The following is a 13045-nucleotide window of genomic DNA, read 5'->3' as shown; positions in this document are numbered from 1 at the left end:
TTGCCAAGTGTGTGGTTGATCCATCGAAACATCGGAAAGCTCCTGCAAGTGTGCGAAACAGGTAGGGCCTGGGCGAGCCAGGATCTACGTTGTCAGCGCATCGGCAGGGCAAAGAAGAGCGCGACCTGAGTCGGTCGTAGGACGATTCTGAGTGGGGTGTGTGAATGGAGTCACGCGCTATGTCCTGACACAGCGCGCTCCCACATAAAAGCCCATAGGCGTTAAACCTTAAACTTACTCACCATCACCTGCAGGTGATTGCCCAATCTCGCCAGTTCAACACTGGACGCTGCGGTTTCTTCACTGGCAGCGGAAGTCTGTTCGGAGACGTCGCGCACGTTAAGGATGCTGCGATTGATCTCTTCGGCGGTAGCGCTTTGCTCTTCAGCTGCTGCGGCAATCTGTTGGTTCATCGCCTGGATCGCCGAAACGGTCTTGGTGATGTTTTCCAGCGAACTACCGGCGCGGCGCGTCAGTTCCACACTGCTTACGGTCAATTCGCGGCTGTTATCCATGATGGTCGCCACTTGCTGCGTGCCACTCTGCAGGCCTGCAATCAGTTGCTCGATCTCTTCTGTCGACTTCTGAGTACGTTGGGCGAGGCTGCGGACTTCGTCGGCGACAACCGCGAAGCCTCGACCGGCTTCACCCGCGCGCGCTGCTTCGATGGCGGCGTTGAGAGCGAGCAGGTTGGTTTGTTGTGCAACCGACTTGATCACGTCCAGCACGCTGCCAATCTTGTCGCTTTCACGCTTGAGTTCGTTCATGGCTTCGGTAGAGTTGCCCACTTCCGAGGCCAGACGCTCTATCTGAGTGATGGCTTCGTTAACCACGCGATCACCTTCACGAGCTTGCTGATCTGCCGCGACGGCCGCCTCAGAGGCTTCCTCGGCATTACGTGCGACTTCCTGCACGGTGGCAGTCATCTCATGCATCGCGGTCGCTACCTGGTCAGTCTCGACCTTCTGGCTGTTGACCCCGGCACTGGTTTGCTCGGTCACCGCAGACAGCTCTTCAGCTGCACTGGCGATCTGGGTCACGCCGTCGCGAATTCCGCCGATCAACTGGCGCAGGTTGACGGTCATAGTCTGGATGCTGCGTTGCAGAGAGCCCAGTTCGTCCTTTCGATCAATGGTCAGGTCGCGACTCAGATCACCGGCGGCCACGCGTTCTACGACTTCCAGCGTCTCGCGCAAAGGCGTGGAGATCTGGCGAGTAATGATCCACGCTGCAAGGATGCTGAAAAGCAGGGCTAATACCGTTGCTATGCTGATCATCTGCACCGATTGCGCGCTTTCGTCATCACGGCTCTTGTTCTGAGTAACAATCATCTGGTTGTTGACGTCGATCATCTTGCCGCCCAGGACTGTCATTTTTCCCAGTGCTGCTTTACTCGCGGCTTGGGCGTCGCGGTACACGCCCACTGCTGCGCGATAACCTTTCAAGCCTTCGAGCGCTTGCTGCAACTGTGGCAAATAAACGGAGGAGATACTTCCGGCCAGGGTGTTGATGCCAGTCATGGCTTCATCAATGGCTTGATTGGCGTTCTTTTCGAATTCAGGTCGACCGCTGTAGGTATAACCGCGCACTTGAAAGCGCGCCTGCTGGATCTGCTTGCTGACATCGACGATGCTGTTGAAAGCCAGAATGTCATCGGCCGTGAGCAGAGCCGCTTCGATTTTGTCCGCTTCCGCGACGGCCTTGTCGGCACTGTCGCCCATCTGGCTGCGACTGCCTTCACGCGTTGCGATGGCTTTGACCATTTCACTGAAGGCGTCGCGATACTCACGAGCAGACTGTATCTGCTCATCCAGCAGCGCAATGTTGGCCGGAGAGCGAAGTAGCTCCCGCGCCTTTTTCAGGCGTGCGTCGAGCTTATCAAGGTTGGCTTTGACCTCGGCTTCGGTCTCTGCGTTATAAAGCACCTCGTAGCGCATGCGGCTGACACGCAACTGGAGGGTCACCTCGTTAACGTCCGCAATTGCGGTCACGCGGTCGCCGCGGGAGATCAGGTTCTGGGTGCTGAACCATCCTGTGGCGCTGATCACCAGGGTCATCAACACGACCAGGCCAAAGCCAATTGCCAATTTCAAGCTGACACTCGCATTAGCGAGACTTCGGGTAAACCAGCGATGCATGACCCACTCCTTGGCGGATTTTAGATGTATTCACCTACATCGGCCGGAGGAGCATGAACTAAAGGGATGTAATTAACGCAAGTAAGCGTTAGAACAAACGTGCCAACAGGGCAGTAACTGCAGTTTCCACCCGCAGAATACGCTCGCCAAGCTGCACCGGTTGCAGGCCTGCCTTGGTCAGCAGGTCGACTTCATAGGGAATCCAGCCACCTTCCGGACCAATGGCCAAGGTCACAGGGCCCGTGACGGCACGCGGGCAGGCGGGAAAACTGCCGGGATGTCCGACCAATCCCATCGTGTCTTTAACTAGCTCCGGCAGGCGATCTTCGACAAACGGCTTGAAGCGTTTTTCGATGATGATCTCGGGCAACACACTGTCCCGGGCCTGTTCGAGGCCGAGGATCAGTTGCTCGCGGATCGCTTGCGGTTCCAGGAACGGCGTCTGCCAGAAGCTTTTTTCCACGCGATAGCTGTTGAGCAGAATGACCTTGGGCACGCCCATGGTCGCCACTGTCTGAAACACCCGGCGGAGCATTTTCGGACGGGGCAGGGCCAGCAGCAGGGTCAACGGCAGTTTGGCGGGCGGGGCGCTGTCGAGGGTGATACGCAGCTCGGCTTCGTGTGCCTCAAGTCGCAGCAGCTCAGCGCTGCCCAGCAAGCCGCCAATGCGGCCTACACGCAGGCTGTCGCCGACTTCTGCGCGATGCACCTCTTGCATGTGCTTGAGGCGTCGGTCGCGCAGTACGACCCGGTCAGCCGCAACGAAGTCGGCGTCTTCGAGAAGCAGCAGATTCACGGCTGAGTCGCGGGCGGCTGGTCTTGCTTGTCTTGTTCGGGCTGATCATCGGCATGATCGCCGCGCTTGGTGATCAGCGAGCTGCACAGCACGCCAATCTCGAACAACAGCCACATCGGCACCGCCAACAGTGTCTGCGAGAAAATATCCGGTGGAGTCAGAATCATGCCGACCACGAAGCAACCGATAATCACGTACGGACGGATCTTTTTCAGGTACTTCACGTCAACGACGCCGATCCACACCAGCAGCACGACGGCTACCGGAATCTCAAACGCCACGCCGAAGGCGAAGAACAGCGTCATGACGAAGTCCAGATAACTGGCGATGTCCGTCATCATCGAAACGCCTTCAGGCGTCACGCTGGCGAAGAAGTGGAAAATCAGCGGGAAGACCAGGTAGTAAGCGAAGGCCATGCCCGAATAGAACAGGATGATGCTCGATACCAGCAACGGTACCGCGATGCGTTTCTCATGCTTGTACAGGCCTGGCGCGATAAAACCCCAGATCTGGTGCAGGATCACCGGCATGGCCAGGAACAACGCAACCATCATGGTCAGCTTGAACGGCGTGATGAACGGCGAGGCCACATCAGTGGCGATCATTGTCGCGCCTTCAGGCAGGAAAACCCGGAGCGGTGCCGAGACGAATGTGTAGATCTTCTGCGTGAAATAAAACAGGCAGCCGAAGATAACGAAAATCGCCAGGACACATTTCAGCAGGCGCGAACGGAGTTCTGTGAGGTGCGAGACCAGCGGCATTTGCTGGTCATTTTCCGGAATATCGCTCATGGGGCTCGCGGTGGCAGTGACGAATCGTTGGCGGAGGGTGCGTTGGGTGCTGGCGCTGCTGGCGAAGCGTGCGCAGGTTCAGTCGCCACCTGAGTCGTCGGTTCGGCAGCAGGCGTTGTGCCCGCCGGGGCGGCTGGACCCAGGTCGGTAGCAGGTGTCACAGACGGCGTGTTCGGGATGCTCGAAACCACCGGTTCAGCGGGCGCCTGCTCAGTTGCGGGTGCGGGAGCCGGGTTGGCCGGTGGCTGCTGCGGAGACATGATCTTGCGCGCTTCTTCTTCCAGCGACAGGATGTGCTCGTTATGCAATTGGCGACGGATTTCGTCTGCTCCGATTTCGCGTTCAACTTCCTGTTTGATCGCATTGAAGCTGCGTTTTAACCGGCCAATCCACAGACCGGCGGTACGCGCAGCACCGGGCAGACGCTCAGGGCCAAGCACCAGCAAGGCGACGAGGCCGACCAGCAGCAGTTCAGAGAAGCTGATACCAAACATTCAATACGACCTAGTCTTTGCGGATTGGCTCTTCGACTTTATGCGCTTGCGCGTCGATGGTGTGCGGCTGGTTCAGGGGTGAGCCCTGTGGTGCAGCTTGCGGCGGCTGCTGAGGTTGCACTGGCGGCTGCTCTGCGTTTTTTTCGTCGTCGTTCATGGCCTTGCGAAAGCCCTTGATCGATTCGCCGACGTCAGTACCCAGGTTCTTGAGTTTCTTGGTGCCGAATACCAGTACCACGACAACCAGGATGACGATCCAGTGTTTCCAGTCAAAAATACCCATGAAGCAATCCTCGTAGAAATTTCAAGCTCGAAAAGTGAAGGTCAGTCAGCTGTGCGTGCGGCTTTTTCCGCATGCCCGGACAAGCCGAAACGGCGGTCCAGTTCATCCAGCACTGCTTGTGGGTGCTGACCCAATGCAGCAAGCATCACCATGCTGTGAAACCACAGGTCAGCGGTTTCGTAGATGACATCGCTGCAATCGCCGCTCACAGCGGCATCCTTGGCGGCAATGATGGTTTCGACCGACTCTTCGCCGACCTTTTCCAGAATCTTGTTCAATCCCTTGTGATACAGGCTGGCGACGTAAGAGCTGTCGGCAGCGGCACCTTTGCGCGACTCCAGCACTTCGGCCAGGCGGGTCAAGGTATCAGTCATGTTTCAGTGTCCTGCGTGATAAATAGCTTCAGGATCTTTCAAGACCGGTTCGACGGTCTTCCAGGCGGCGTCTTCGTAGACGCGGTAGAAGCAGCTTTCACGCCCGGTATGGCAAGCAATGCCGCCGATCTGCTCGACCATCAGGATGATCACATCGGCGTCGCAGTCCAGACGCAGCTCATGAAGCTTCTGCACATGGCCCGATTCTTCGCCTTTGCGCCAGAGTTTGCCACGCGAACGCGACCAATAGATTGCACGATTCTCTGCGGCGGTGAGGTTCAGGGCCTCGCGGTTCATCCACGCCATCATCAGAACTCGTCCGGTCTTGTGATCCTGAGCAATAGCAGGCACCAGACCGTCGCTGTCCCACTTGATTTCGTCCAGCCAGTCTTTCATATCTACTCCGGCAGCCGGGCTTCAGGCCTCGGCGGATTGAACAGTGTGCCAGCGGGCAGCGTCGCTGGCTATCGGCGGATGACCAGATACAGGCCCGCCACCAACATGATCCACGCGGGCCAGGCGAGTGGAGCCACTAGCGCAGTACCCTCGGCGAACAAGGTCGAGGCCATTACTGCGCCACCAGCTAGCAGCGCCGAACCCAGCAAACGCAATGCCCAACCGTCACCGCGCTCACGCCATGGTGGCGGCGGATCAGACCGGTGCGGTTGCGACATGCGTTCCAGCAAGTCCCGCGTCATGTTGGCCAGATGCGGGATCTGCTCAACCTGGGACTGCAAATTGCCAAACAGCGTTTTCGGGCTAACGCGATCACGCATCCAGCGCTCCAGAAACGGCTGCGCGGTGCTCCACAGATCCAGATCCGGATACAACTGACGGCCCAGGCCTTCGATGTTCAACAGGGTTTTCTGCAGCAGAACGAGCTGCGGCTGGACTTCCATGTTGAAGCGGCGAGCGGTCTGGAACAGACGCATCAGCACCTGACCGAAGGAAATATCCTTGAGCGGCTTCTCGAAAATCGGCTCACACACGGTACGAATCGCAGCTTCAAACTCATTCAGTTTGGTTTCCGCAGGTACCCAGCCCGAATCAATGTGCAGTTGCGCGACGCGACGATAATCACGTTTAAAAAAGGCAAACAGGTTACGAGCCAGATAATCCTGATCTTCCGGCGTCAGGCTGCCAACGATTCCGCAATCGATAGCGATGTACTGCGGGCTCCACGGGTTGACCGTGCTGACAAAAATATTGCCGGGGTGCATGTCGGCATGGAAGAAGCTGTCGCGGAACACCTGAGTGAAGAAAATCTCCACACCGCGCTCGGCCAGCAATTTCATGTCGGTGCGCTGATCCGCCAGGGTCGCCAGGTCGTTGACCTGAATCCCGTAGATTCGCTCCATGACCAGCACCTTGGGGCGGCACCAGTCCCAGTAGACCTGAGGCACGTAGAGCAGGTCCGAGCCTTCGAAGTTACGGCGCAACTGGCTGGAGTTGGCGGCTTCACGCAGCAGGTCCAGTTCGTCGTAGATGGTCTTTTCGTAGTCGGCAACCACGTCCACCGGGTGCAGCAGGCGGGCGTCGGCGGACATCCGCTCCGCAGTGCGGGCCAGAATGAACAGCCATGCCAGATCCTGGCTGATGACGGGCTTGAGGCCTGGGCGCACAACCTTGACCACCACTTCTTCGCCGGTCTTCAGTTGCGCCGCATGGACCTGCGCTACAGAAGCCGAAGCCAGTGGCGTGACGTCGAAGCGACTGAACACTTCGCTGATCTTCGCGCCCAGCTGCTCTTCGATCAGCTTGATCGCCACTTGCGGGTCGAACGGCGGAACGCGGTCCTGCAATAGCATCAGTTCGTCGGCGATGTCCTCGGGCAGCAGGTCGCGACGGGTCGACAGGATCTGCCCGAATTTGATGAAGATCGGCCCAAGGTCTTGCAGCGCCAGACGCAGACGCGCACCACGGGGCAATTCTGCGTTGTTGCGCGGAAGCAGGCGCCACGGCATGACAAAGCGCGTGGCCTTCATCCACCACGGTAACGGCAGAGCAAACAGCAAGTCATCGAGACGGTAGCGGATCACGACACGCTGGATACGAAACAAACGGCGGACGGCAAGCAGCTTCATGCGTTATCGCTGGAGTCAGAGGATTGGGCGAGGCGCTCAAAGCGCGCCTCAAGGCGTTCCAGATCAAGTTTTATCTGGTCGAGTTCGGCGAAACGGGCTTCGGCTTCGTGTTTCCCCACCAGAGTGCGCGACTCTTCGTTCAAGTAGTCGGCAAGGCTCTGGCTGAGGTTGGTGAAGCTGTCTTTGCTCCAGCGCGCGCGGCTGCGCAAATGATCGCCCAGCAAGGTCGTGGCCACCGGGCCAAGCCAGCGGGACAGCTCGTATTCCCAGTCCAGTTCGAGGTCCTGAAGGATCCCGACCAGTTCCAGTAATACGCCGCTGTCGCCGTCCAGTTCGACATCCGGGCCATGCAGCACAGCGCTCTTGTCTTTGCTCACAGCCAGACGCATCAGGCTGGCAGCAGGGGCGCGCAAGGTGCAATCAGCTTCAACTTCCCAATGCGAGGCCAGCAGCAGGCCTTCGTCGCTGGGCAGAATGAACAGTTGCAGCGAAGGATTGCGGCAATCAACCGCAATCACCTTGCCCGACAGGCGCTCAAGACGCGGCAACGCGGTGCTGTCCAGACGCAACACGCGGTTAATGCCGTGCTCGACGCTGGCGAGCAAGCCGCTAAGCAACATCAGGGTTTGATGCCGCGATGCAGTGCCACGACGCCTGCGGTCATGTTGTGGTAAGTCACGCGATCAAAACCGGCTTCCACCATCATCGACTTCAGGGTTTCCTGATTCGGGTGCATGCGGATCGATTCGGCCAGATAGCGATAGCTTTCCGAGTCATTGGTGACCAGCTTGCCCATCAATGGCATGAACGCGAACGAGTAAGCGTCATAGGCTTTGGACATGAGCTTGTTGGTCGGCTTGGAGAACTCCAGCACCAACAGACGACCGCCCGGTTTGAGCACGCGTAGCATCGAGCGCAGCGCGTCTTCCTTGTGAGTCACGTTGCGCAGACCGAAAGCGATGGTCACGCAATCGAAATGGTTGTCAGGGAACGGCAGCTTTTCAGCGTCGGCCTGAACGAATTTGACGTTGCCCGCCACACCCAGATCAAGCAGGCGATCACGGCCGACCTTGAGCATGGAAGCGTTGATGTCGGCCAGTACCACTTCGCCGGTCGGGCCGACAAGGTGGGAGAATTTTTTGGTCAGGTCGCCAGTACCGCCCGCGATGTCGAGCACGCGGTTACCGGTACGAACGCCGGAGAGTTCGATAGCGAAGCGCTTCCAGAGGCGATGCATGCCGCCGGACAGCAGGTCGTTCATCAGGTCGTACTTGGCTGCGACGGAGTGAAACACCTCCGCCACTTTCTCGGCCTTCTGGCTTTCCGGCACGTTTTTGTAGCCGAAGTGAGTAGTAGGTTCGGCATCGCTGCCTTTGCGCGGATCATTCATATCGCGTTCACCGGAATAAAGTGTTGCCATTCTAATCGTCGTGGCTGGCTTTGTCTTGACAAGGCTCATCGCCAACAGTTTCTTCATCCGGGGCGGCTGTTATAGTTGCGCCACGATTGACCTTGCGCTGAAGGAGCCATCGAATGGCCAAGATTACTGTTGAACGCCCGCATTCGCTGGGTAAGGAAAAGGCTCGCGAGAAGGCTGAGCTGCTGGTCGAGAAGCTGGCTGACAAATACGGCATCGAGCATGAGTGGAACGGCGACAGCGTCAAGCTGGAAGGCAAGGGCGCCAAAGGTGCGGTGGATGTCGAGGACGCACTGGTGCGCGTAAACCTTGAGCTGAATTTCTTCCTGTCGGCCATGAGCGGACAGATCCAGGCAGAGGTAGAGCGGCAGCTGGATAAAGCACTGCTGGCCTGATCGCGTTCCCTTGTAGGAGTGAACTTGTTCGCGAGGCGATTTGTACGGCTCACGGGCCTCTCGCCAACAAGTTGGCTCCTACAGCTGTTATGTCTATCCAGCCAATTCCTACTCCCAATTCCTACACCCCTTCAACATCACCCAAACCTAGGGTGAGCTTTCTAATTTTTCCGACTACTTTCGTGTCCATGCCCCGTTGTCCCTGGGGGCGATCCTCAAACATTCGAGCGTGAGGTGCACCATGGCCAAAGTTACGTTGAAGAAAAAAATCAAAGACGAAGAAACCAAATCGGTCTCCGACGTCCGCCTGTATGCCCGCAAGGTCTGGCTGGCGGGGTTGGGTGCTTACTCCTGGGCGGGGCAGGAAGGTGCCGAGTACTTCAAAGAGCTGGTCAAGGTTGGCGAGCAGACCGAGAAGAAAGCCAAGCAGGTGATCGATGAAAAGGTCGACGCGGCCAATAGCGAAATCGATTCGGCCAAAGAAGAACTGACTTCGGTGAAGGGCCGGGTTGAGGTGCAGCTCGATAAAATCGAAAGCGCATTTGATCGGCGGGTCGCCAGCGCCTTGAATCGCATCGGTATACCGTCTAAACATGACGTGGAGACACTGTCTGCTAAGCTCGATGAGCTGACGGCATTGCTTGAACGTGTCGCGCGTAAACAATAAGGAGAGCAGGATGGCTGGCAAGAAAAAAATCGAGAAAGAAGGCAGCTCCTGGATTGGCGAGGTCGAGAAGTACTCCCGCCAAATCTGGCTGGCTGGTTTAGGCGCTTACTCCAAGATCAGCAATGACGGCAGTAAGCTTTTTGAAACGCTGGTTAAAGATGGCGAAAAAGCCGAGAAGCAGACCAAGGTTGAAGTCGATAAACAAGTCGACTCCGCCAAGGACTCTGCCAAGGCAGCGAAGTCTCGTGTGGGCGATGTCAAAGACCTCGCACTGGGCAAATGGAGCGAGCTGGAAGGTGCCTTCGACAAGCGCCTGAACAGCGCCATTTCGCGCCTGGGTGTTCCGAGCCGCAATGAAGTGAAAGCGCTGCACAGCAAGGTCGATCTGCTGACCAAGCAAATCGAGAAGCTGACTGGCGCTTCGGTGACTCCTGTTTCCAGGGCGCCTGCTTCCAAAGCTTCGGCTTCCAGGGTTGCTGCTTCCAAACCAGCACCTAAAACCACCGCTAAACCATTGGTGAAAGCCGCCGCGAAACCGGTCGCCAAAGCCGCCGACAAAGTTGCCGCGAAAACTGCAGCAGCCAAACCGGCCGTGAAAGCCACAGCGGCCAAACCCGTTGCCGCTGCCAACAAGGCTGCAACCAAAACCGCGACCAAGGCCAAGTCTGTAGCGGCCAGCAAGCCGGCTGCGGCGAAGAAACCGGCTGCGGCCAAAAAACCTGCTGCACCGAAGGCGGCCCCAAAAGCAGCCGCCAAACCGGCGCCGAAACCCGCCGCCAAGCCAGCTGCCACACCAGCTGCCACACCAGCAGCAACGCCTGCACCCGCTGCGACCAATACCGCCGCAGCACCGGCATCGACAACGCCGTCGACCCCAGCCAGCCAGTCCTGATTCAAGGGCTGTAATGCGAAAGCCCGACCTGCGAAACCAGGTCGGGCTTTTTTATTGGGCTGAAATGCAATCTCTGTGGGAGCTGGGCTTGGTCTGGGCGGCATTCCGACGATAAACGATAACCCGGTGCATGCCTGTAAATAAGGTTGACCCTATCGCGGGCAAGCCTCGCTCCCACAGGGATATGTGTTTGTTGCGCCAACGCACAGTGTCAGAGGCAAAGCCACTGCCTGAAGAACTGTCAGTACTGCGAGAAATCACTCCTCCAGATAATGCCTCGCCAACTGTTGCGCCGCATGCCGTGAGTCCGGCGTCAGGTGCGGCGCGACGAGCATCATGATCTGGTAGACCACGACCCGTACTTCAGCGTCGCGACCGAGAATCCGTTGGTAGTCCAGCGAGAACAGCAGGGTCATGGTGATTTGCTCCACCAACTGCCCCAGGGCCTGGGTGTCGCTGACAACCTGACCCTCAGCTTTCAGGCGCGCCAGTAGCGATGCCAGCGTACGTTTCAGATTGTTGAGCAGGTTGCGAATACCGCGAGCCAGCTTGGGCAATCGCCCGGCCAGGTTAGACAGGTCCTGAAACAGGAAGCGATAGTCGGACAGTCGCTCGACGATCAAGTGCAGGAACAACCAGTAATCTTCAGCGGCCAGTTGCGCATCTTCGGGTGGGTTGAGCAGGGGCGAAAGCTCTGCCTGGAAACGCTCGAACAGGCCGAGCACCAAGGGCTCCTTGCCGTGGAAGTGGTAGTAAAGATTGCCGGGACTGATACCCAGTTCGTTGGCAATTTCCAGGGTGGAGACATTGGGCTCGCCCTGCTGGTTGAACAATGTCAGGGCGCATTCAAGGATACGGTCGCGGGTTTTCATCCAGTCTTCTTGTTGGCAGATAATTTCGAAGGGAAATGTGTGCATCTGTAGGCGCTGCCGAAGGCTGCGAATCGTGTATCCGTGACACTCCGCTTTCGCAGCCTTCGGCAGCTCCTACAAGGGATTAGTGCCGAGCGCTTTATCGAACATGCACATAAGTCCCAGGCGCAGCCTCCATTGGCGTGTATGTGGCGTTGCCCAATGCCATCTGGGTTTCGCGCTGGGTGCCTGAGCGGGCTTGTATCCATTCCAGCCAGGTCGGCCACCAACTGCCCTCGTGGTTTTTCGCATCGTAGTACCAGGCACGAGGGTCGCTGCTGAGTTTGCCGTTTTCGACGAAGTTGGCTTTGGGGTTGCCCGGCGGGTTGAGAATGCTCTGCACATGACCGCTGTTGGACAGCAGAAAGCGCCGGTCGCCGCCCAGCAGCAGGGTCGAGCGATAGACCGCGTCCCATGGCGTGATGTGGTCGTTGATACCGGCTACGTTGAAGCTGTCGACTGTCACTTTCTGCAGATCGATCGGTGTACCGCAGACTTCCAGCCCGCCAGGATGGGTCAGCGGATTGTGCTTGAAGAAGTCCAGCAGATCGCCGTGCAACGCTGCGGGCAAGCGAGTGCTGTCGTTGTTCCAGTACAGGATGTCGAAGGCGGGTGGGGCTTTGCCCAGCAAGTAGTTGTTGATCCAGTAACTCCAGATCAAATCATTCGGGCGCATCCAGGCGAAGATTTTCGCCATGTCCCTGCCGTCCAGTACGCCTTGTTGATACGAGCGACGCTTGGCAGCTTCAAGGGTCGTTTCGTCGATGAACAACGTCGCAGCGCTGTCGATCTGGCTGTCCAGCAGGCTGACCATGTACGTGGCGCTGGACACTTTGCGCAGTTGGCGCTTCGCCTGTAAATGCCCTTGCAGCGCGGCGATGGTCAGTCCGCCTGCACAGGCGCCCACCAGATTCACTTCTTTTGCGCCGGTTATGGAGCGACATACGGCCATCGCTTCTTCGGTGGCCTGGACGTAAGTGGACAGCCCCCATTCGCGGTGGCGAACGTCCGGATTGCGCCAGCTGATCATGAAAGTTTGCAAGCCATTCTTCAGGCAATACTGGACGAAGCTGTTGGCGGGGCTGAGATCGAAAATATAGAACTTGTTGATTTGCGGCGGCACGATCAACAAAGGCCTGGCGTACTGCTTTTCACTCATGGGCTTGTACTGGATCAACTCCAGCAGTTCGTTGCGAAACACCACCGAGCCTTGAGTTGCAGCCACCGTGCGGCCGACTTCGAAGGCGTCTTTGGTGGTCTGTCGCGGCAAGCCGTTGTTGTGCAACAGATCGTCGAACATGTGGCCAAGGCCTTTGATCACACTGTTGCCGCCGCTATTGAAGAGCTCTTTGATGGCCACGGGATTGAGCAAGGTATTGGACGGTGACAGGGCATCGTTGAGCAGCGAAAAAATGAAGTGCGCCCGGTCGCGATCATCCTTGGACAGGTCCGTCTCATCGATCCAGTGTTTGACTTGATGCTGCCACGCCAGATAAGACTGCAAGCCTCGACGATACAGCGGATTGAGACTCCATGTCGGGTCTGCGAAACGGGTGTCGCGGGCAGGTAATGGGTAGGGCGTTTCGCCCAGCAACACGACGCGGCTGACTTGCTTGCCGAGGGCCAAAGCGTGACGAGCGCTGCGCAACGGATGCTGCAAGCCTTGGGCGGCAACCTTGCGTAAGGTCGAAAACAAATCCTGGCCACGCAGGCCGGTGATCGCGCTTTGCGCGTTTATGTAAGTCGCCGGTACGGTGTCGGCGCTCTTTGCTGATTTTTCTCGCATGGGGCAACACTCCTTCG

15 protein-coding genes are annotated in these 13045 nt (G+C 57.8%); 3 read left to right on the top strand and 12 right to left on the bottom strand.

The features are described from left to right. Positions 1-221: 221 nt before the first annotated feature. The 10 genes from ABRP31_RS25170 to ubiE form a co-directional block, all read right to left on the bottom strand. Entirely contained in the window at positions 222-2057 is a 1836-nt protein-coding gene (locus ABRP31_RS25170; protein ID WP_372489478.1) for a methyl-accepting chemotaxis protein, read from the bottom strand. A gap of 169 nt (positions 2058-2226) precedes the next feature. Continuing rightward, on the bottom strand, positions 2227-2934 hold the full coding sequence (locus tag ABRP31_RS25165; protein WP_349972167.1) for a 16S rRNA (uracil(1498)-N(3))-methyltransferase: 708 nt from the start codon (positions 2932-2934) through the stop codon (positions 2227-2229). Beyond that, entirely contained in the window at positions 2931-3725 is a 795-nt protein-coding gene (tatC, locus tag ABRP31_RS25160) for a twin-arginine translocase subunit TatC (protein WP_349972168.1), read from the bottom strand. The genes ABRP31_RS25165 and tatC overlap by 4 nt, the downstream gene beginning before the upstream one ends. Continuing rightward, positions 3722-4219: a Sec-independent protein translocase protein TatB gene (gene tatB, locus ABRP31_RS25155; protein WP_349972169.1), complete on the bottom strand. Its 498-nt coding sequence runs from the start codon at positions 4217-4219 to the stop codon at positions 3722-3724. The genes tatC and tatB overlap by 4 nt, the downstream gene beginning before the upstream one ends. A 10-nt stretch (positions 4220-4229) precedes the next feature. Next, positions 4230-4502, bottom strand: a complete 273-nt coding sequence (locus ABRP31_RS25150; RefSeq protein WP_087274419.1) for a twin-arginine translocase TatA/TatE family subunit — start codon at positions 4500-4502, stop codon at positions 4230-4232. A 41-nt stretch (positions 4503-4543) separates the two neighbouring features. Next, positions 4544-4876, bottom strand: coding sequence for a phosphoribosyl-ATP diphosphatase (locus ABRP31_RS25145; protein WP_027901649.1), 333 nt, complete (start codon positions 4874-4876; stop codon positions 4544-4546). 3 nt (positions 4877-4879) lie between these two features. After that, entirely contained in the window at positions 4880-5272 is a 393-nt protein-coding gene (gene hisI / locus ABRP31_RS25140) for a phosphoribosyl-AMP cyclohydrolase (protein WP_087274417.1), read from the bottom strand. Positions 5273-5340: 68 nt separating this feature from the next. Further along, positions 5341-6960, bottom strand: coding sequence for a ubiquinone biosynthesis regulatory protein kinase UbiB (ubiB, locus tag ABRP31_RS25135; RefSeq protein WP_349972170.1), 1620 nt, complete (start codon positions 6958-6960; stop codon positions 5341-5343). Further along, positions 6957-7580 carry an SCP2 sterol-binding domain-containing protein gene (locus ABRP31_RS25130; protein WP_349972172.1) on the bottom strand — a complete coding sequence of 208 codons (624 nt, stop codon included), beginning with the start codon at positions 7578-7580 and terminating at the stop codon, positions 6957-6959. Before ABRP31_RS25130 ends, ubiB begins: the two co-directional genes overlap by 4 nt. Beyond that, the gene (ubiE, locus tag ABRP31_RS25125) at positions 7580-8350 is read right to left on the bottom strand and encodes a bifunctional demethylmenaquinone methyltransferase/2-methoxy-6-polyprenyl-1,4-benzoquinol methylase UbiE (RefSeq protein WP_020293519.1); all 771 of its coding nucleotides are present in this window, start codon (positions 8348-8350) and stop codon (positions 7580-7582) included. The genes ABRP31_RS25130 and ubiE overlap by 1 nt, the downstream gene beginning before the upstream one ends. A gap of 143 nt (positions 8351-8493) precedes the next feature. On the opposite strand from ubiE, the gene ABRP31_RS25120 reads away from it, so the two are divergent. From ABRP31_RS25120 to ABRP31_RS25110, 3 genes are all read left to right on the top strand, one after another. Further along, positions 8494-8772: a polyhydroxyalkanoic acid system family protein gene (locus ABRP31_RS25120; RefSeq protein WP_349972173.1), complete on the top strand. Its 279-nt coding sequence runs from the start codon at positions 8494-8496 to the stop codon at positions 8770-8772. Positions 8773-9013: 241 nt separating this feature from the next. Further along, positions 9014-9439 (top strand): phasin family protein, encoded by a 426-nt coding sequence (locus tag ABRP31_RS25115; RefSeq protein ID WP_087274410.1) that lies wholly within the window; start codon positions 9014-9016, stop codon positions 9437-9439. A gap of 10 nt (positions 9440-9449) precedes the next feature. Continuing rightward, positions 9450-10331 (top strand): phasin family protein, encoded by an 882-nt coding sequence (locus ABRP31_RS25110; protein ID WP_349972174.1) that lies wholly within the window; start codon positions 9450-9452, stop codon positions 10329-10331. A gap of 257 nt (positions 10332-10588) precedes the next feature. On the opposite strand, the gene ABRP31_RS25105 is transcribed toward ABRP31_RS25110, so the two are convergent. Further along, on the bottom strand, positions 10589-11203 hold the full coding sequence (locus ABRP31_RS25105) for a TetR/AcrR family transcriptional regulator (protein ID WP_349972176.1): 615 nt from the start codon (positions 11201-11203) through the stop codon (positions 10589-10591). Between the two features lie 139 nt (positions 11204-11342). Further along, complete coding sequence (phaC, locus tag ABRP31_RS25100) at positions 11343-13028, bottom strand: class II poly(R)-hydroxyalkanoic acid synthase (RefSeq protein WP_349972177.1); 1686 nt, start codon at positions 13026-13028, stop codon at positions 11343-11345. Between the last annotated feature and the right edge of the window lie 17 nt (positions 13029-13045).

The sequence above is a fragment of the Pseudomonas caspiana genome, from assembly GCF_040224095.2.
Taxonomy (GTDB): Bacteria; Pseudomonadota; Gammaproteobacteria; order Pseudomonadales; family Pseudomonadaceae; genus Aquipseudomonas; species Aquipseudomonas caspiana.
This window is presented reverse-complemented; position numbering and strand designations above follow the sequence as displayed.